We start from the raw sequence: 19668 nt of genomic DNA, 5'->3' as shown, positions 1-19668 counted from the left end.
GCGCGGGCCACGCCTCAGGACGCCGTCGCGCCCGCGAGCCGGCGGATCGTACGGGCGGAGGGCGACCCGGGGTCGGCCGTGATCAGGACCACCTCCTGGTCGTCCTCGGGTACCAGCAGGACGTCGCAGTTCAGATTGAGCGTCCCGGCCGTGGGGTGGTCGATGGTCTTGGTCCGGTGGCCGGGAGCGTGGACCGGACGCTCGTCCCAGATCTGCCGGAACTCCTCGCTGCCGGTGCGCAGTTCGCCCAGCAGCGCGGTGAGCGCCGTGTCATGGGGGTAGCGGTCGGCGGCCCGGCGCAGCCGTGCGACCACGATGTGGCCGAACTGCTCGGCGCTGGAGCTCTCGTACGCGTGGCCCCGGGCCAGGAAACGACGGCGGGCTAGGTTGCCGTGCCGGCCGAGGTCGTCGCCGAGCAGGGCCTGCGCCAGCGGGTTCCAGGCGACCACGTCATAGGCCGCGTCGGTGACGATCGCCCCGGTGTCGGGCAGCCGCCGCAGCATCTGGGCGATATGCGGGCGGACCCGCCGCACCGCTCGCACACCCGGGGGCGCGCTCGTCCCCGCGAGCCGGAACAGATGGCTGCGCTCGGCGGGCGTAAGCCGCAGCGCCCCCGCCAGCCCGTCCAGGATGCGCGGCGAGGGCCGCGGGCCCCGGGCCTGTTCCAGGCGGGTGTAGTAGTCGACCGACATATGGGCCAGCTCCGCCACCTCCTCCCGCCGCAGACCCGGCGTACGGCGGTGCGGGTCGGCGGGCAGACCGATGTCCTGGGGGCGCAGCCCCTCGCGGCGGTCCCGCAGGAAGCGGGCCAGTTCGTGCCTCGCCATGCTGCCTCCTTCGGCTGCCTGGTACAGGTTGTCCCTGGCAGGGTGGCCGTGGCCGGGGAACCCTTGATGTCATGAACGATCGCACAGCACTGGTCACCGGTGCCAACAAGGGCATCGGCAAGGACATCGCACGTCAGCTGGGAGCCGAGGGGCTCACCGTGTACGTGGGCTCGCGGGACGCCGAGCGGGGGCGCCGGGCCGTCGAGGAGATCGGCGGCGGCGCCCGGCTGATGGTGCTCGACGTGACCGACCCCGAAAGCATCGCCTCGGCCGCCACGCGGCTGGACCGGCTGGACATCCTGGTCAACAACGCCGGGATCATGGTGGACGGCGCCACGGCGCCCGAGGCGGATCTCGATAGCTTCCGCCGGACGTACGAGACCAACGTCTTCGGTGTTCTCGCCGTCACCAACGCCTTCCTTCCGGCCCTGCGCCGCTCTCCCGCGCCCCGGATCGTGAATGTTTCCAGCGGTACCGGTTCGCTGACCTGGAGCTCGGACCCGGAGCATCAGTTCGCCTTCTCCGCCGGAACGGGCGCGGCCTATCGCTCCTCCAAGACGGCCCTGAACGCCCTGACCCTCTACACCGCACAGGCCCTGGCCCCCGAAGGCTTCAAGGTCAACGCACTGGCCCCGGGGCTGCGCAGGACCGATCTGAACGCCCGCGCCGCCGAGAGCGACGGGGACCCGGCCGAGGCGGCGGCGGGCGCGGTCCGGCTCGCCCTCCTGCCGGACACCGGGCCCACCGGCGGGTTCTTCTCCTGGGACGGCACTCCGGCGCCCTGGTAGGCCCCGGTTCGCACGGGCCGTACGGTGGCGGCTCCCGCCCGTCGCCGCGGTGTCCGCCCGCTCCCGCCGACCGGGTCAGTCGGCGGAGAGCTGGGTGTTCGGCACCCGCCAGGCGGCGATCACGAAGGCGATCAGGCCCACCGCGGCCCCGGTGAGGAACACCACCCGCAGGGCGCTGACATAGCCCTCCAGGAACGGCTGCGCCACGCCCGGATCGAGGTGGCGGAGGAAGGCCGAGTCCTCCAGGTTCACCCCGCCGTCGGGCCGCAGCACGCCCTTCAGTGCCTCCGCGTTCGCCGGGTCCCCGGCGAGCCGCCGGAACGAGGCGTCCTGGGAGGCCACGGTCAGGCGCTCGCTGATCCGCGAACCGGCCAGGGAGAAGAGGATGGACAGGAAGGCGGCGGCGCCCACCGTGCCGCCGTTGGAGCGGAAGAAGTTCACCGACGCGGTGGCCGCCCCCATGTCCCGCCCGGGCACCTCGGACTGGGCGAGCGTGGTGATCGTCTGCATCGCGGCGCCCAGGCCCGCCCCCATGAACACCATGCCGATGGCGACGTACCACAGCGGGCTGTCGTCCCTCAGCGTGGCGAACACCAGCATGGCGACGGTGAGGGAGCCGACACCGCCCACCAGATGGACCTTGAACCGGCCCGTCCGTGACATCAGCCGGCCCACCACGAGGGTCACGGTCACATTCGCGGCCATGGTGGGCAGCGTGGCCAGGCCCGCCTTCATCGGGCTCATGCCCTTGGCCAGCTGCAGATACAGCGGAAGCGTGGTCATGGCGCCGAACATGGTGATGCCCACGGTGAAGTGCAGCACGGTGCCCAGCCGGAACGCGCGGATGCGGAACAGCTTGACCGGCAGCAGCGCGGCGTCCGCCATCCGCCGCTCCAGGAGCACGAAGGAGACCAGACCGACCACTCCCACCGCGTACATCACCAGCGCCCGGGGAGAGCCCCAGCCCCAGCTCCGCCCCTGTTCGGCGACGATGAGCAGGGGCACGATCCCGACCGCCAGCGTCAGCGCCCCGCCGTAGTCCAGGCGGTGCCGTACGGGCTGGTGGGGCACGTGCAGCACACGCAGGATCACCACGATGGCGAGGGCCGCCAGCGGTATGTTCACCAGGAAGATCCAGCGCCAGCCGTCGAGCCCGAGCAGGGTGGCGCGCCCGGCGAACACCCCGCCCACCAGCGGGCCGACGACGCTGGAACCGGCGAACACCGCCGTGATGTAGCCCTGGTAGCGGCCGCGCTCGCGTGGTGAGGTGATGTCGGCGATGATCGTCATGGCGAGGGACATCAGTCCGCCACCGCCGAGGCCCTGGACCGCCCGGAAGGCCGCGAGCTGGTGGATGGACGTGGCGAAACCGCACAGCAGCGACCCGAAGGTGAACAGCACGATCGCGGTGAGATAGACCGGCCGGCGGCCGTAGATGTCCGAGAGCTTCCCGTACAGCGGGGTGACGATGGTGCCGGTGACGAGATAGGCGGTGGTCACCCACGCCTGGGCGGTGAGGCCGTGCAGATCGTCGGCGATGGTGCGCAGCGCCGAGGAGACCACGGTCTGGTCGAGCGCGGCGAGGAACATGCCGAGCATCAGCCCGGACAGCACGGTGACGACCTGGCGGTGGGTCAGCCGGCCGGGGCTCTGGGGCTCGGTGGGCTCGGTGGTGGTGGATGAGGAGGACATACGTACCTGCGAACCTTCTCTGCCGCGCGTGGGGGGCCGGGGAAAGCCGGGGCTCCAAGCCCGGAGCGGGGAGTCGACACCGGAGGCCGGGGAAGAGCGGAGGGCCGGGAACCGGGGAAGGGCGGAGCCCGGGCGCGGGGGCCCGGGCTCCGGGAGCCGGGTGTTATCCGGCGATCTTCTCCAGGTCGGCGACGGCACTGTCGATCTCCGGCAGCGCCAGCATCTCCAGCCGCGCCCGGCGGGCCTTGGCGTGGCAGTCGTCGTCGGCCAGCAGCTCACGGCAGACGGTGGTGATGCCGTCCGGCGTGGGGTCGGTGATGTGCCGGCCGAGGCCGAGTTCCTCGACCCGCTGTGCGTTGCCGGGCTGATCGCCGAACTGGGGCAGCACCGCCATCGGCGTGGCCGTGCGCAGCGATTCGCGGATGCTGTTGAAGCCGCCGTGGGTGAGGAAGAGGTCCACGGATTCCAGCAGCAGGGGCTGTGGCAGCCGTTCGGTGATGTGCACATGCGGCGGCACCCCGTCGGTGTCCACGGGGAGACCGGCGGTGGCGAGGACGACGGTGCACTCCTCCAGCCGCGACAGCCCCTGGATCATGGCGCGCAGGGTGTCCACCGGATCCGGCAACGGCATGGGCGACGCGGGGACGTCCGCGTCGCTCTTGCCGTGGAACATGGGGATCGCGGTGCCGATGGCGGCGAATATCAGGGGCCGGTCGGTGGGCAGGTCGGCCACCCAGCGCGGCAGCACGGCGCCGCGGTCCACGTCCACCGTCTGCCGGTAGGACCAGGAGGCCGGCAGATGCCGGGCGAAGGAGAAGGCCGGTGGCACGTAGTCGATGCGCCCGTGCGGGATGAGCGACAGCGGGTCCTCGGCGGTGGACAGCCCCTGTCGTTTCCGCAGGGCGTTGAGGCCCGGCAGGATTCCGGCCGGGTCGAAGGTGTTGGAGGCCCCGGAGGGGGTGGGCAGCTGGGGTATGCCGAGCGCTTCGGCGATCACGCAGGAGGCGAGGTCCATGCCGTCGCGCAGGATGAGGTCGGGGCGGAAGTCGTGTGCCACGGGGAGCAGGGTGTCCAGCAGCATCGTGGCCATGGGGCCGGAGATGGCCTTGGTCATGAGGCGCAGTATGCGCGCCAGCGGTGGCTCGCCGTCCCTCTCCGGCGGACCGCCCTGGGCGTTCTCTTCGGCCAGTACGGTGCCGAGGAAGACGGACGGGCTGAAGTCGCCGATGGCGCTGGTCACCCGCACCTCCTCCCGCTCGAAGACGAAGGCGAGGGCCGGGGTGGTGACGACCAGCACCTCATGGCCGGCGGCCGCGAGGGACCGGGCGAGGGGTAGCTGGGCCCGTCCGTGGGAGGGGCTGCCGAGCGTGGTGAACATGACCCGCAACGCAGGGGCCTTTCTGTGGGAAGGGTCTCGTACGGCGAGAGGGGGTGGTGGGGCGGTCAGCCGGCCATCGCGAGCGTGCGGCCGATGCCCTCGCAGGTCAGCCCGGCGCGGCGGAGCCGGTCCGGGTCGAGCAGATTGCGGAAGTCGTAGACGTGCGGGGAGCCGAGCAGTCCGGCGATGTGCTCCCAGTCGAGGTCGCGGAACTCCGGCCACTCGGTGAGCACAAGACAGGCGCGCGCTCCCCTCAGGGCCTCCTCGGGGGTGTCCGCGAGGGTGAGCAGATCGCTGAGGTCGGGGCGGGTCTCGCGGAGGGCGGGGTCGTAGGCGTGGAGCTCGGCGCCCCGCTCCTTGAGCAGCCGGGCGATGGCCAGGGCCGGTGAGTCGCGCAGGTCGGAGGTGCCCGCCTTGAAGGCCAGGCCCAGCACGGCCAGCCGTACGCCGCGCAGTGAGCCGTCGCCCGGTGTGCACCCGGCCACCACGCGCTCGACGAGCCGCCGCTGGTGCTCGACGTTGGTCTCGATGGTGGCGCCCAGCAGCGGGAAGTCCACGCCCGACTCCTGGCAGACGGTCAGCAGGGCGTGGGTGTCCTTGGGCAGGCAGGAGCCGCCCCAGCCGGGGCCCGGCCGCAGGAACGCCGAGCCGATACGGGGGTCGTGGCCGATGCCCGCGAGCACATCGTCCACATCGGCGCCGAAGTGCTCGCACAGGGTGGCGAGGTTGTTGGCGAAGGAGAGCTTCATGGCCAGGAAGAAGTTGGCCGCGTACTTGGCGAGTTCGGCGCCCGCGGCGTCGGTGAGCACCAGCGGGGCGTCCAGCCCGGCGTACAGGCCGGCCACCCGCCGCGCCGCGTCCTGGTCCGCGGCGCCGACCACGATGCGGTCGGGGTGGAGGAAGTCGCGCACCGCGTAACCCTCGCGGAGGAACTCCGGGTTGCTCACCACGGCCACGTCCGGACGGTTCAGCAGCGCGGCGACGCGCTCGGCGGTGCCGACGGGCACGGTGGACTTGTTGACCACCACGCTGCCGTGCGGCAGTTCGTCACGGATCTGGTCCGCCACGGCCTCGACGGCGGCCAGGTCGGCGGCGCCGCCGACGCCCATCGGGGTCGGCAGGCACAGGAACACCACATCGGCGCCGGCGACCGCGGCCCGGGTGTCCCGGACGAACTCCAGCCGGCCGGAGTCCAGTCCCTCGCGGACGAGTTCGGGCAGGCGGGGCTCGAGGATGTCCACCTCGCCCCGCCGGAGCCGCTCGACCTTGTGGCGGTCGGTGTCCGCGCACACCACTCGATGGCCGAGGGTGGCCAGACAGGCGCCGGTGGTCAGTCCGACGTATCCGGTGCCCACCACGGCGACGCGTCGTATCTGCACAGGGGTTCACCACTTCTGCTGGGGGTCAGATGCGGGCACGTGGCAAGGGCCGGTCCGGCGGTCGCCCGGTAGCAGACGAGCGGGCCGGACACCCTCGTCCGGCCGGGACCGCGAACCGGAGACCAAAGTCACCACGCGTTGACAAAACATAACGCGTTGACCCCGATCTTGGTCAACAAGTGATGACAACGGTGGATGACTTCTGGACATGCGAGGCTGAACCGGCAGCATGTACGGCACGGTCCAGGCGGAGGTACGACAAGTGAACCGGGCAAGCGACCCGCGAGGGTGCGACGATCTCCCCCCGCGCGCCCGCAGATACGACGCGGCGGGCACGCGCAGCGCACTGCTGGGGGCCGCCGCGCTGCGTTTCGCCAGGTACGGCTACGACCGCTGCAGCGTGCGCGACATCGCCAAGGACGCGGGGGTGGACGCTGCCCTGGTCTACCGCTATTTCGGCTCAAAGCAGGCGCTGTTCGACGCCGTGTCGACCAGCACCGGCCTGTTCGAACCGCTGCGCCATCTGCCGCTGGACGAGGTGTCGGCGTGGATCTGCGATGTGGTCTCGATGGGGCCCACCGAGGAAGAGGCCCCGCATCCGCTGCTGACCAAGCTCCGCTCCTCCAACCGGGAGGAGACCGTGGGGCGGCTGCGCGAGGAGGTCGCCGAGGTGTTCTCGCAGGGGTTCGCGCGGCGCCTGGAGGGCGAGGACGCCGAGCTGCGGGCCGAGTTGCTGGCCGCGTGGCTGATGGGCATCACCCTGCTGCGGCTCGCGATCCGCTCACCGGCGCTGGCCGCCACGCCGGACGAGACCCTGCTGCGGTTCCTGCGGGCGGGTATCGATCCGCTGCTGGACTCGGGCTGCCCCGGGGGCGGAAGCGAGGAGGGCTGACCTCTCCTCGCTCCGCCCCCGGGGCAGGGGAAACCCGCGCCGCGGCTAGACGTTCGGCACGCGCAGCTTGTCCCAGCTGGTCTTGCCGGGGACGCCGTCGGCGTCATCGCCGGAGTAGCCCAGTTTGCGCTGCCAGGCCGCGTAGGACTTGCGGTCCGCCTCGGTCCAGTCGGGGCTCGGGCCCTCCTCGTAGCGTCCGCAGCCCTCGGCCACCAGCCGCTTGCCCATTGCCGTGATGATCTTGCTTACCCGGCCGGAACGGAAGAAGTCGGCGCCCGGGAACGGCTCATACTGAGCCGGTGGCTTGGGCGCCGGGCCGTCCGGCTTGGCGCCGAGCCGCTTGGCGATGCGGCCGCGCATGGAGTCCATCGTGAAGCCACGCGGGTCGATCTTGCCCGGCTGCCACTCCAGATGGCCGATCACCGACCGCTGGGTCCAGCCGTGGGCGCGGCAGATGGCCGCGGACACCTTCTCGATCGCCAGCTTCTGCGCCTCAGGCCACGGGTCCTCGCCATCGCCGAGGTTGATGCACTCGAAGCCGTAGAAGTGGCGGTTGCCGTCGGTGTCCGCCTCGTTGTCGGGCGGCAGCGCGGATTCGTCGACGACGGCTCTGAGCACGTCGCTGTCGCCGAGCCCCGCGTGGTTGGCGCGGCCGTGGCCGACCATGTGGACCACGCCCGCCTTGTCGATGACACCGTGGCACAGCGGCCCCGGCAGTGCGGAATGTCCCTCGTAGCACAGCTCCACGGAGGAGTCGGTGCCCTGGGTGACGGTGTGGTGGATCATCACCCCGTTGACCGGGCCCCAGGGCCCCTTGGAGTTGCGGTTGTGAGTGCGCCAGTCGCGGTACTCATGGACTTCCAGTCCCTCGTCGCGAAGCGCCTTGAGCAGACGGTCGGCGGTGAGCGGCGTGGCCATGGATGTGCTCCTTAGGGGTTCGGCATGGTGATGTACGGATGCCACGGTCACGGAACTCAATGGGCTCCGGACCGGGCCTATGTTTCCGGTTCGGCGTCCTTCCCGGCCCTGGTCTCGGCATCCGCCTCGGCCTCCGCCGCGAGCGCCTGCGCGTCCGCGGCCGGGGCGGGCGTGGCCAGCGGCCCGAACACCATCCGCAGATCCAGCTCCGCCTGTTCGGCCGTCACCCAGGCCAGCGGGGCGTAGTGCACCTGGATCCCGGCCGGGGCCTGGAACAGCGGGGTGCGGGCCGCGTTCACCGGCCACTCCACGGTGCCGGTGGCGGTGCGGGCCGGGATCAGCCAGTGGTCCCCGGAGCGGTAGGCGCCGTCGGGGGCGAAGTACACCTCGACGCCGTCCTCCAGCGGGAGCCAGCGGCCCTCCTCGACCTTGAGCGCACCGCGCTTCAGCCGCGCGGCCGCGCCCTTGCGCGGGCGCCGGGCGCTCTCCCGGTGGTCCCAGCGGCGCAGGAACGGCCGCAGCTCCGGGCGGCGTCCGACGCCCGGCTCCGGCTCACCGGACAGCCGCACCCGCCGCCCCGGCAGGTCGACCTCCTCCACCCGCAGCAGCGGCAGCGGTTCACCCCGGCTGGTGTAGGCGGTGTCCACGAACTCCACCAGGTCCCCGACGCCCAGATCCAGCTTGTCGTCGCCGCCCAGTGACGCCAACTCCACCCAGGTGCCGTCGAGTTCGTCGACCGGGAAGACCACCGAGCCGTTCTCCCGGGACCATTTGAAGGTCGCCTCCTTCGCCGTACCGCCGTCGTGGATCTCCACCCGGTACAGCTGGTTCTCCGGGCCCCGGTAGCGGGCGTCCGGCCGCACCAGGCAGGGGTCCTCATCCGCGTGTTCCGGCCGCTCGCCGCGGGCCGCAAGACGGGACCCGGGCGCCGACGCCTTCCGCGCCCACGCCTCGAACGCCTTGCCGACCTGCTCCTTGCTCGCCCCTTCCGGGCTCTCCAGCTCCAGGGCCGAGCCCTCCAGCGGCAGCACCTGCCAGACCACCTTGACCCGCGCCGCGGTGTCCGGCATGGCCGAGCCGAGGGCCACCTCGCGCAGCGCCGGGTCCTCGGCCGCGGTGACCGACCGCTCCCACACCTTGAGGCAGACCAGGAACGGCCGCTGCTCCGGCAGCCGGTCCCCGGGTCGCTCCGGGTCCCGGTAGGCGTCGGGCTGGTCCCAGTAGGTCCAGGTGGCGGACGGCTCCTCCGGCTCGGGCGCGTCGGCCTCGCCCTCCTTGCCGGTGGCCCCGTCCGTCGCCTCGTCGTCGACCGGCACACCGGGCAGCGGCCGGGTCGCGTCGCACAGGATGCCGTCGACGTAGTAGCGGCCGCCCTCGATGATCAGGTCGTCCAGATCGCGGCTGCCGCCCTTGAAGGTGATGTGGAATCCGGCGTCCGTGGCCGGGCCGCCGTGCCGGCCGATCAGGTCGGCGGCCAGCGTTCGGGCCTGGTGGAGCTGGATCGCGGTCTGCTCGTTGGCGTCGGCGTCGAGCTGTACGCGGCCCTGCTGGGCGACGACGGCGGAGTAGCGCCGGTCGGGCCGGAAGGTGAGACGGGAGAGATCGGCGTGCATGGAAGGGGTCCCCCTCGAAAGGTTCGGAAGTCGGGCGGGCGCGGGCCGGGGCCCGGACGAGCGGGCCGGGGGTCGGTGTCACATCGGGTCATGTCACGGCGATGACTCCCGCGTCCGTGCCCGCCGGGGCGTACTCCGCGAGCCGCGCCCGTAGGCTGTCCTCGCGCTGCGGCTGGTACAGGTCGTGGAAGGCGCCCATCTCGGCGCCGTCCTCGGCGCCCCGGCGAACCTCCTCCGCGCAGCCGGCCGCCAACTGCCCGTACACCGGTGTGCCGTACCGCTCGCCGCCGAACAACGGCCGCACCCGCCACGCCTCCTCGGCCCCCACCAGATCCGGCTGGCAGCGGTGGCGGCGGGGGGTGCGCGAGCCGGGCGGCACATAGCTGAACCGCAGACATCCGACCCCGCGCCGGGCCACGTGCATCCGCCCGGTGAAGAGGCTGTTCTCACCGATCTGGACGGCGTGGGTGTGCACTTCGCCGATGACGGTGGTGCGGTGGGCGTGCAGCACGGCGTGGGCGTGGCGGCAGTCCGGGGCGGACAGCGCCGGGCGGTCGTGTCCGGTGGCGTCCAGGATGGAGTCGCGGATGTGGAGGGCGAGCGGGTCGGTGTGCACCTCCTCGCCGATGACCTCGATGGTGCCGAGGATGCTGCGCTCGATCTGGACGCATGCGGTGGTGCGCTCCAGGACCAGACTGGGCTCGTCGGGCGAGCGCGGCTCGCACTCCGGCTCCAGGGACCAGCCGGGGACGAGGGTGCAGTGGCGCAGCACCACGGCGCCGACCGGCCCGGTGACATTGAGGCCGCGCCCCGCGATCAGCAGCCCGTCCAGCACGATGCGCGGCGCCTGGCCACCGGGGTGCTCCGGTTCCTCCCGCGCCCGGATATTGAGCGCGTCGGGGCGGTTGCTGTACCAGTCCAGCAGCCGGATCACCGGCCGGGTTCCCTCGGCGGCGCGCAGTTCCAGGCGGTCGCCCGGGTCCAGGTCGAAGTCCAGCTGCTCCTGGTAGGCGCCGCTGTGGGTGATCTCGATGATGCCCTCGGGGCCGCACCGCCCGCCCCGCCGGTCGTGCTGCCACTGCCGGTACGCGTCCATGATCCGCTGATGGGCGCAGCCCGGCCCGACCCGGTAGACCTCCGCGGCCGGGGAGGTCTCGCGGTCGTCCCGCTCGTACTCCCCGCCGCCCATGTCGTCGGGGTACGCGTAGTGGTAGGTGACCCAGACGCCGTGGCGTGGCGCGGCGCGCGAGCCGAAGGCGATCCGGCCGCGCTCGGGGTCGATGACCACCTGGCCGCGCTTCGCCCGGTAGCGCCAGTCGGTCAGATCGGCCACCACGATGTCCGACGGCGGTACGGGCTCGTCGTGGCCGTCGCGCCAGACGGTGAAGCTCTTGCCGGGTCCGTAGGAGTCGAGGAGATGGTCCGCGAGCTGCCGGCGGCCGATGTACGCGGGCACGTTGTCGAGGGTGGCGATGTGCGCGGTGGACGGCTCGGGTTCGGGCCGGGTCACCAGCGGGGTGTCGTTGCCGAGGATCGAGAAGGTGTAGAGGTTGCGGGCCCGGTCGATGCAGTACGCGGGCGCCTTGGTCACGTGGTAGGGCTTCAGCCGCCAGACGAACAGCCCGACCCCGGCCGGGGTGTGGCCGCCCTGCCTGCGGCGGGAGCCCGCGCGCCGTACGTCCACCGAGCGCGCCACCGTCCCGAACGGCCCGCCCGCCAGGTCCAGCGCCGCGCCGTCCCGCAGATCGGCGAGCCGGCCCCGGGAGAGCCTGCGCAGGTCCGCCGCCGCGCCACCCGTCCCGCCGTAGAGCTTGACCGGCTGCTGGTGCGCGGTGAGCCGGGAGAACTCCACGGCGCGGGCGGGCCATCCGGCCACCGACGCGGAGAGCTCCTCCAGCAGCGCGAGCGTGCCCTTGCGCCGCCGGTTGGCCACGGTGGCGGCGACGTCGCGGCGCGGCGCCAGTGCCTCGGCCAGCCGTGCCCGGGACGCGTCCGGCGGCCCGCCGTCGCGCAGTCCGGTGGCCAGGACCCGTTCGTAGCCGGGCAGCGGGCGGTAGCCCACCAGATCGCCGAGGTAGGGCAGCACCCATGCGGTGGCGGTCTCCACGAACCAGTCGTCGTAACTCCGCTCGGCCCCGTCGCGTACGCGATCGACCTGCTCGGCGATGACGGCGAGCAGGGCGCGCAGGGGCTCGCCCGCCTCGGCGTCCCTGAGGCGGTGCCACTGCGGAAGCAGCTCGGCGAGCCCGTCCGGCTCCCTGCTCATGAGGTGACCTCCGTAAGGATCAGCGTGTCCGGGACATCGGGTGAGAGCAGCGCGAGCCGCGCCGGGCGGATGCCGCGGAAGACGGACACCGAGCGGCCCTCGGCGAGCCGGCGGGTGTCGGTGATGTCGGGGTTGAGGCGGAGCAGTTCGGCGAGCGGGATGCCGTGGCGCCCGGCGATGTCGGTGAGGGTCTCGCCGTCCGTGGCGGTGACCCGGTAGGTGTCCTCGGCGTACTCGGCGGGCCGGGCGGGGACCACGGCGCTGGGCTCGGTGAGCCGGCCGGCCAGGTCGGCCAGCTCCCGCGGGGTGCTGGAGGCCGGGACGCCGGTGAAGGCGTCCACGTCCACATAGTCCACACCGGGCACCGACTGGGCGGTGGCGAGGACCTCGGAGAGCACGGCGGGCTGCCCCAACTCCCGGCCCGGATAGCCCAGTTCGCGCAGCAGGGCTTGGCGCAGCCGCGGTTCGACCAGCTCCCAGGAGTGGTCCGGCGCCACCTTCACCCGCGCCACCAGTACCAGCAGGACGAGCTCGCGCACATCCACCCGGACCGGCAGCCGGGTGTCCCCGTAGGCGGCCAGCGAGGTGCGCAGGGCGCGCAGCACCTCCGCGTCCGCGCCGATCGGCGCGTCGTCCACCCCGGCCACGGTGACATGAAGCACCTTGCGCCGCCCCTCGAACAGTTCGCGGGCCAGGGCTCGGCCGATGCCCGCGCGGGATCGGGCGAAGTCCTCGTAGTCCTGGAGGGAGACCAGCCGGTCGAGCGCGGAGACGGCGAGCGGGATGGTGCGGCGGGTCATCCCCGGGCCGTCGCCGTCCGCGCCACCGGTGGCGGGCTGCGGGTTGGTGACGGCGGTGACGCCCAGCGGCCGGGTCAGGGCCTGGGTGATGCGGTCCGCGGGGACGTTGGCGGCCTTGCCGGTGCCGAAGCGGTAGCGGGCCCGTACGTTCTCGTGGCCGCTGGGCAGCCGGGCCCCGTGCACCCCGTCGCCGAAGGTCACCGTGGTCCGCCCGTCGCCGGTGGTCCCGGTGACGTAGACGCGCTCGTACGGTCCGCGTCCGGCGAGGCTGTCCACCCGGTGCCACAGCAGCCCGTCGACCCGAATGTCGAGGGCGGGGGTGGCGCCCAGCGGGTTGTCCGCGGGGAGCCAGGTCAGTGGCGACTGCCATAGCGCGAAGGTCTGGTTGGCCAGGGCGGGATCGCCGCTGCCGATGGGTTCGTCACGGCTCTCGCCGTGGGTGGCGGGCACCACGTTGCCCTGGACCCGGACCGTCTCCCGGCGGTAGCGGTACGCCAGGTCGGCGGTGAGGGTCAGGGTGGTGTGGACGTGGTCGCCGGGCAGTTCGGGGTCGACGCGCTGGTCCACGGCGGCGATCATCGCCAGTTCCGTGCCCCGCACCCCCGTCGGGCCGCCCGGCCCGGCCGGGCCCGGGATGTCGGTGCGCTCGCCGGAGACGGCGATCCGGCGGCCCGGCCGCAGCCCGTCGTACAGCTCGGCGAGCTCGATCTCGTTGCCGTGCACATCCTCGCCCAGTGGCTCGTCCGCCGGGCGCAGCGGCTCACCGCCCGCGTGCACGGTGGTGTCGCGGATCGCGGAGAGCAGCACATCGTGTTCGTCGAGCCACGGGTCGGCGAGCGTGAGCTGGGTGCCGCGGCCGGTGATGCCGTAGTTGGTGTACGCGGCGGTGCGCACGGCGACGACGCGTGTGGTGACGAAGGCGAGGTTCTTGTCGCCCGGAATGCCGTCCGGCTCGCCGGAGCCCTTGCGGGGGCGCTCGATGGCCACCCAGCTGCCGACGGTGACGGAGTTCTGGACCGAATCCAGTGGCAGGACATAGCGGTTGGCGGGCTCGGGCACGGTGGCGATGCCGATCTCGACGGCCGGCGGCTCGCTGCCGGGGGTGAACCGCAGCGTCAGTTCGTAGCTCCCGTACGGGATCTGCTTCGGGGGCTCGCCACGGCTCAGCATCCACTGCTGGGTCTCCCCGTTCTCCACGACCACATGCACCCGGCCGTCCTCGGCGGGCCGGGACACGAACAGGGTGAGCGGGGGCAGTCCGGGCAGCAGGGTGGCGGTGACACCGGGCTCCTGCGAGTCGGTGGGACGGCTCCTGAGCCAGCCCAGGTCATGGTCCTGGCCGAGGCGGGTGGAGAGCTGGACCTTTCCGGGGCCGAGGTCGAACTCGGCGCTCTGCGGCAGGTTCTCGGAGCGCTGCCACGACGTCCCGGTCTCGATGTGCTGGAACTCCGCCTTCACCGGCACCTTGCCCGCCGTGTCGTACACGATCCGTACGGCGGTCAGCTCACCGCCGGTCAGCGGCCAGTCGGTCTGCCGGATGACCCGGCCCCGGTCGTCCTGCACCGGCTTGAGCGGCGCCATCGCCCCGAAGGGCGCGGCCGTCACCCGCATCGCCAGCAGCTCGCGCAGGAGGGGGACGGTCCCCGGCGGGGCGGTGGCGGCCGGGGCGGCCCGCCGCCACGCCGCGTACATCCCGTGGGCCACCCTTGGGTCGAGGGCGGAGAGCAGCCCGGCGGCCAGGTCGGAGCCCGGCCCGAAGAGCCGCCTCGGATCGTGCGCCGCCGTGGAGCGGGCGCCGGAGGGGGGCCGTACGACACCGGTGCGCAGGGCGGGGAGGACGGCGCCGAGCGCGCGTACGGCGGCGGAGCCGTGGGCGGCGGTGGCAGGGGACCCGGTGGCGCTGTCGGCCGCGGGCCGGTCCTCGGCGAGCTGCGACCTCAGCCGCACCTCGCCGCCGGGACCGGAGGAATCCAACTCCCCTGCGTGCTCTCGCAGTTGGCCGAGAACCGCCTCCAGCCGCTCGAACCAGGCGGCGACCTCCTCGTACGGGGCGGCCAGCACCTGTGCCTCCGCCAGCCGGTCGTGCGGTTCGGCGAGCCGCCGGGCGAGCTGCGCGGGCGTGGTGATCCCGTCCAGGTCGGCTCGCAGCGGCGCCAGCACCTGCGCGTCGAACTCCTCGATCAGACGGCTGACGGGACGCGGATTGGGATGGTCCGGCGCGGGCTCGGCGTCCCCCCGGTCGTCCGGGTCCTCGCCCGCCTCGGGGTCGGTGATCCACCGGCGTACCTCGTCCACCAGTTCCTTGAGGGACGGCGGGGCGGACTCCGGCAGCCCGATCGCCGTCACGTCCTCCTCACGGTCGACGCTCACGCGCGCGACCGGCAGCAGCAGCCGCTGCCCCCCACTCCCGGACTCGGCCGTACCGCCGAAGACGAAGAGCAGCTTGTCGCCGACGGTCAGCCCGAGCGAGGTCCCCGAGACGAACAGTTCGGACCTTCGCCGCAGGTCGTCGGGGCCGATCAGGGCGGGCCTGCGGCGGCGCACCGCCAGTTCGTTCCAGGCCCAGCGGGCAGCCAGGTCCTCGCTCGTCTGATAAGTCTGCGACTCCTCGTCGGAGGCCGCCGGGACGCTGTGGCTGATGGCGCCGCGCGGAATCGTCACCACCACGTCCTCGGCGCGCGGATCCCGGTCCAGGGTGTACGCGAGGTGGGTGTCGGCGGCCACGCCGGGCCGTGGCACATGCCCGACCAGCCGCCCCAGGAGGGCGAGCGAGCGGTGGTCGTGGGCGGTGCGCAGATAGCCCTCGTCGGCGATGCGCTCGGAGTGGAAGGTCAGCAGGTCGCCCAGGACCGCCCAGGCGTCCAGCAGCCCGATGGCCGGGTCGTCCGGGGTGCGCACGGTCAGGCCGCGCAGCGCGGGGTAGGCGGGAGAGGCGAGCCGGTCGAGCATGGCGGCCAGGAAGGAGCCGTAGTCGCCGACGCGGTAGTCCAGGGCGGTGCGGCCGGGCGGGTTGTGCGGGGCACCGGGGGCCCGGCGCTCGTCGTGGCCGCCGCAACCGCAGCCGCAGCCACCGGAGTTGATGTGGTCGGGGTGGTCGCTCATCGGGCCCCCTTCAGCTCGATGACCAGACGGCCGTTCTCGGGCCGGTCAGGGTCGTTGTCGCATTGGGCGATCTCCAGGGGGCCGAGCCGCAGGATGCCGTCCTCCAGCGCCTCGCCGTGCGATGTCTCGTACGAGGTGCCGTCGTCGGGCCCCTTCGGTCCCTCCAGCCCCTCGTGCCACAGCCGTCGCAGCCGGGTGACCTCGACGCTCAGCACGCCCGGCACCGCCGCGGCGACGGCCACCAGCCGGCTGAGCCGCACCGGTTCGCCGAAAGTCAGGGCGTCGGGGTGGAAGAAGCCGAGCCGCCCGCCGGAGAACCGGCGGCTGCCCAGCGCCCGGTACAGCTCGGCGAGGATCTGCCCGTGCTGGTGCCCGGGCGCGGCGCACACGGCGAGCGCGATGTCCAACGGCACGGCGCGGGCCGGGCCGACCACCAGGTCGTGTCCGATCCGGCGGTAGCCCTCCAGGGCGTGCGCGACCGAGTCGAGGAGGGCGGGGGACGGCGCCCCGGTCCCGTACGCGTCGATGGCGATGTGCGCTTCCTGCACACTGCCGGTCCAGCGGATCTCCGCCGCCGCCCGCCGCACACCGGGCAGCCCGGAGGCGAGCGCCGCGTAGTCCTCGGCGGTGATGGCCCGGTGCCGGGTGCGCTTCAGGTCGAGCGGGGCGAGCTGGCGGACCTGCTCGACCGGCTCGGGCTCGGTGCCGCCGACGGCGGGCAGCGGATTGCGCACCCCGGCCACGGGCAGGGGTCGCCCGGTGGCAGCCTTTTCGGGGCGTTCCGGATCCCGGCACAGCACCAGGTGGTTGATGGCCTCGGGCCCGACGTTGCCCGCCGTGCCGCCGCCGATCCGGTAGTGGACGGCGAGCCGCCCCCCGGGCGCCGGTTCGGCGCCGTAGCGGCCGTCGCCGAAGCGCAGCGCGATGCGGCCGTCGTCCTCCAGCTCCCCGACGAAGTGACGGTCCCGGGGGCGGGAGCCCAGCAGATCGCGGCGCGGTGTCCAGGTCTCGCCGTCGGCTTCGATCCGTACGGCGGGGAGCGCGGCCCGTGGATCTGGGGCGAGGGCGGCGGCCGGTCCGTGCAGCACCGGGTCCTCGGGGCGCAGCCCGGCCGCGTAGGCCCGGCCCCAACTGTGGGCGATCTCCCAGGCGATGCGCCCGTCCAGGACGGTGCCCGCCCGGGCCCTGGCGGTCAGTGCGCCAAGGCGCCGCAGCTTGGCGTCGAGCAGCCGGTCGCAGCGGTGCAGCAGTTCGCGCAGCGCGCGGACGGGGTGGCGGGCCAGTTGGAGGCGCTCCAGCACGCGCAGCCCGAACAGGACGGTGAGCTCGGCGATCTCCTCGTCCGAGAGCCCGTCGCGGTCGCGGGCGCTGCGCCACAGCTCGGTGAGCCGCTGCCGCACCCGCCCCGGAATGGCGGCCAGGTGCTCGGCCTGCCCGGCGGCGATATGGCGCGGATCGGGGAAGGGCACGGCCTGGGTGACGGGCGCCTGGTGCAGTACGGGCCGAAAGCGCGGCGCGATCCCCGGGTAGACGGACTGGGCGAGAAGTGTCCGCAGGGCCTCGGCCTGGGCGTACGCGGTGCCGGGCACGACCTTCTCGCGCCGCTGCCCGGCCGACTCCAGGCCGATCCCGGCCCGGCCGGTCGCCTCGAGGCCGACGGTGGTGAACAGCTCCCGTACGTCGTCGGCGGTGAGCGGCCGCCCGTGGCGGGCCCGGTCCAGCAGGGAGTCGATGAGCCGCGCGGGCGCGTTGCCGGCGTCCTTGTCGAAGCAGCCGAAGGCGGGAGGTTCGCACGAGCCGACGACGGCGGGGACGGGCGGCACGGTGAAGGTCTCCGGTGTGCCGCAGCAGAAGGTCAGCGAGCGCCCGTGGTCGACGAGCACCACATTGCCGCGCGCCACGCTGACGTCCTCGATGGGTGCGCAGTCCGTACCGCCTCGCGTTCCCGCTGTGCCTGACAGGCACAGCGGGAAGGCCAGGGCGTCCTCCGCCGCCCAGGTGACCTCCAGCACCGGCTGTTCGGCGAGCCGGTCGACGGCGGGGGTGACGGAGGTGAGGCGCACGGCCTGCCGGTGCGACGGGTCGGCGTCGCCGGGCGTGCCGGAGCGCGGCCCCCGCACCTCCTCGAAGAGCAGCAGATCGCCGGGGTGCAGGTCGATCGTGCGGGTTTCGCACTTCTCGTCGGCCCATGCGTCGCGCAGCGTGGCGGAGGTGGCGCCGACGGGCAGCGAGCAGACCTCGCCGCCCCAGGTCCACAGGCGGATGCGGTGGTGTTCCGGCCGCAGGTGGAGGGGTCGATCGGTGACGACGGGCTCGAACACCTCCACCGACCCGCGCTCGTCGAGCACGGCCAGCTCCCGGTCGTCGAGCACCGCCCCGATGTCCGGCCGGTCCAGCGGGCCGAGCGTACGGATATCCACGGCGGCGAAGCGGTACTCCCCCGGGTCCAGGGTCAGCGGCTCGACCGTCTCCACGGTGACGAAGGCGCGGGCGTTGCAGCCGTCGTGCATGGCGTAGTCGATGAGCCGTACGTGGCGGCGTACGGACACCCGGCGGCGGGCGGTGTCGAGATAGGCCTCGGTGGCGACCGCGTCCTGCTGGTAGCTGATCTGGTCGGCGGTGTAGGCGAGCAGCTCGACCAGGGTGGTGCCGAGGTCGGCGGCGTTGCGCTCGATCCAGTCGGGGGTGGTCAGGCGCAGCCGGTCCAGGACGACCTGGCGGAGGGTGTCGTAGTCGCGGGCGGTGTAGTCGATGACGGGGGCGGGACCGGGAGCGTGCGCGGGCCGGAAGGTGGCGGGGAGGTCGTCGCCCGCTTCCTTGCCGTCCACGCAGTCGAAGGGGGTGGGGCAGTCGGGCCGGAAGGTGAACTCGGCGGAGAAATACCGCTGGTCGAAGCCGGGGAAGGGCTCGGTGCCGGGCCGCCCGTAGGGATCGGTGTCCACGAGGGAGAGCCGGTAGGCGGAGGTGTCCCCGGCCCGGTCGACGGTGACGTGCAGCTTGTCGTCGAGCTCCGGGTCCTCCTCGCGCTCGACGGAGATGTCGAGGACCTCGATGCCGGTGATCCGGCGGCCGCCGTCGATGCGTACGTTCTCCGGGCACAGGCCGTGCGGGGCCTTGCCGAGGAAGGTGACGGTGAGGGTGGTGCCCTGTTCGGTGCTGTCGCCGACTTCGACGGCGTCGACTCCGTTGAGGTGGGCGGCCCTGATGAGACCGCGCCGTGACCCGGCGGTCTGCTGGTTCATGCGGATCCCCTCCCCTCGAACACCTCGTCGCGCAGACTGGCGGTGGCGCGCACCACGTACCGCAGATGGACACGCACGACGTTCTCCTCGCTGACCACGTCCAGCGACTCCACCTCGATCAGCTCGCCGAGCCACCGCTGCAACGACGCCTGGACGGACAGCTCGACGGCGGAGGCCAGTTCGGGGCTGTTGGGCGTGAAGACGAGGTCGAGGAGGCCGCATCCGAAGTCGGGCCGCATGACGCGCTCGCCCGGGCTGGTGAAGAGCAACTGCTCGATCAGATCGCGTATGTGCTCGTCGTGGTCCGCGTGTGCGGTGCGCCCGCGCCGGTCGATCCGGAACGGGAAGGCGATGTCGGTCCGTACCGTGCGGCTCCTGCCGGTCCGTGTCCTCATCCGCACCTCACCCCTTGCCGCGCGGCGGAGACGACCGGTGGCCCCTGCGGCACGAGCCCCGCGCTGAAGCACTGTGCCGAGGAGGTGTCGAGCAGTACGGGCACACCGTCGATCAGCACCGCATCGCGGTCCGGAGTCCACCGGACGGTGGTGCACGGCAGTGGGACGCGGTCGACGGTGTGCGGGCAGCCGACGACCGTGAAGACGTCGTCGGCGGATGGCATGGGCTGCCCGTCGAGCCGCACACCGGACGACGGAACGGATGCCGCCCGTACGCGTCCGCCGTGCGGGCAACTGATCACGGCGGTATGGCTGACGAGATTGCCGGAATTCCCGGACACGTCCCTTGTCCCTCCCCGTTCTCGTGCGCTGGCTA

13 protein-coding genes are annotated in these 19668 nt (G+C 73.1%); 2 read left to right on the top strand and 11 right to left on the bottom strand.

Annotated features, from left to right (window positions below; genetic code table 11):
* Window positions 1-14: 14 nt before the first annotated feature.
* On the bottom strand, window positions 15-827 hold the full coding sequence (locus J8403_RS38765; RefSeq protein ID WP_211127265.1) for a helix-turn-helix transcriptional regulator: 813 nt from the start codon (window positions 825-827) through the stop codon (window positions 15-17).
* Window positions 828-898: 71 nt separating this feature from the next.
* Here J8403_RS38765 and J8403_RS38760 point away from each other — a divergent pair, with 71 nt between their 5' ends.
* Window positions 899-1615 carry an SDR family oxidoreductase gene (locus J8403_RS38760; RefSeq protein WP_211127264.1) on the top strand — a complete coding sequence of 239 codons (717 nt, stop codon included), beginning with the start codon at window positions 899-901 and terminating at the stop codon, window positions 1613-1615.
* A gap of 75 nt (window positions 1616-1690) precedes the next feature.
* On the opposite strand, the gene J8403_RS38755 is transcribed toward J8403_RS38760, so the two are convergent.
* From J8403_RS38755 to J8403_RS38745, 3 genes are all read right to left on the bottom strand, one after another.
* Window positions 1691-3307 carry an MDR family MFS transporter gene (locus J8403_RS38755; protein WP_211127263.1) on the bottom strand — a complete coding sequence of 539 codons (1617 nt, stop codon included), beginning with the start codon at window positions 3305-3307 and terminating at the stop codon, window positions 1691-1693.
* A gap of 163 nt (window positions 3308-3470) precedes the next feature.
* The gene (locus tag J8403_RS38750) at window positions 3471-4685 is read right to left on the bottom strand and encodes a glycosyltransferase (protein WP_211127262.1); all 1215 of its coding nucleotides are present in this window, start codon (window positions 4683-4685) and stop codon (window positions 3471-3473) included.
* A gap of 65 nt (window positions 4686-4750) precedes the next feature.
* Window positions 4751-6064, bottom strand: coding sequence for a UDP-glucose dehydrogenase family protein (locus J8403_RS38745; RefSeq protein ID WP_211127261.1), 1314 nt, complete (start codon window positions 6062-6064; stop codon window positions 4751-4753).
* Between the two features lie 262 nt (window positions 6065-6326).
* On the opposite strand from J8403_RS38745, the gene J8403_RS38740 reads away from it, so the two are divergent.
* Window positions 6327-6956 (top strand): TetR/AcrR family transcriptional regulator, encoded by a 630-nt coding sequence (locus J8403_RS38740; protein ID WP_246586193.1) that lies wholly within the window; start codon window positions 6327-6329, stop codon window positions 6954-6956.
* A 45-nt stretch (window positions 6957-7001) separates the two neighbouring features.
* Here J8403_RS38740 and J8403_RS38735 read toward each other — a convergent pair whose 3' ends face one another.
* From J8403_RS38735 to J8403_RS38705, 7 genes are all read right to left on the bottom strand, one after another.
* The gene (locus J8403_RS38735) at window positions 7002-7874 is read right to left on the bottom strand and encodes a peptidoglycan-binding protein (protein ID WP_211127259.1); all 873 of its coding nucleotides are present in this window, start codon (window positions 7872-7874) and stop codon (window positions 7002-7004) included.
* A gap of 77 nt (window positions 7875-7951) precedes the next feature.
* Entirely contained in the window at window positions 7952-9487 is a 1536-nt protein-coding gene (locus J8403_RS38730; RefSeq protein WP_211127258.1) for a DUF6519 domain-containing protein, read from the bottom strand.
* 88 nt (window positions 9488-9575) lie between these two features.
* Window positions 9576-11753 (bottom strand): hypothetical protein, encoded by a 2178-nt coding sequence (locus tag J8403_RS38725; protein ID WP_211127257.1) that lies wholly within the window; start codon window positions 11751-11753, stop codon window positions 9576-9578.
* A complete protein-coding gene (locus tag J8403_RS38720) occupies window positions 11750-15655 on the bottom strand; it encodes a putative baseplate assembly protein (RefSeq protein WP_211127256.1) in 3906 nt (1301 codons plus the stop codon). Before J8403_RS38720 ends, J8403_RS38725 begins: the two co-directional genes overlap by 4 nt.
* Window positions 15652-18897 (bottom strand): putative baseplate assembly protein, encoded by a 3246-nt coding sequence (locus tag J8403_RS38715; protein ID WP_211127255.1) that lies wholly within the window; start codon window positions 18895-18897, stop codon window positions 15652-15654. The genes J8403_RS38720 and J8403_RS38715 overlap by 4 nt, the downstream gene beginning before the upstream one ends.
* Window positions 18894-19292 carry a GPW/gp25 family protein gene (locus J8403_RS38710; protein WP_211127254.1) on the bottom strand — a complete coding sequence of 133 codons (399 nt, stop codon included), beginning with the start codon at window positions 19290-19292 and terminating at the stop codon, window positions 18894-18896. Before J8403_RS38710 ends, J8403_RS38715 begins: the two co-directional genes overlap by 4 nt.
* The gene (locus J8403_RS38705; RefSeq protein ID WP_211127253.1) at window positions 19289-19633 is read right to left on the bottom strand and encodes a hypothetical protein; all 345 of its coding nucleotides are present in this window, start codon (window positions 19631-19633) and stop codon (window positions 19289-19291) included. The genes J8403_RS38710 and J8403_RS38705 overlap by 4 nt, the downstream gene beginning before the upstream one ends.
* Window positions 19634-19668 lie beyond the last annotated feature (35 nt).

Origin of the sequence: Streptomyces yatensis, assembly GCF_018069625.1 — a bacterium.
In the GTDB taxonomy this organism is placed as follows: Bacteria; Actinomycetota; Actinomycetes; order Streptomycetales; family Streptomycetaceae; genus Streptomyces; species Streptomyces yatensis.
The sequence above is the reverse complement of the archived record's forward strand: the minus strand, read 5'-3'. Positions and strand labels throughout refer to the sequence as shown.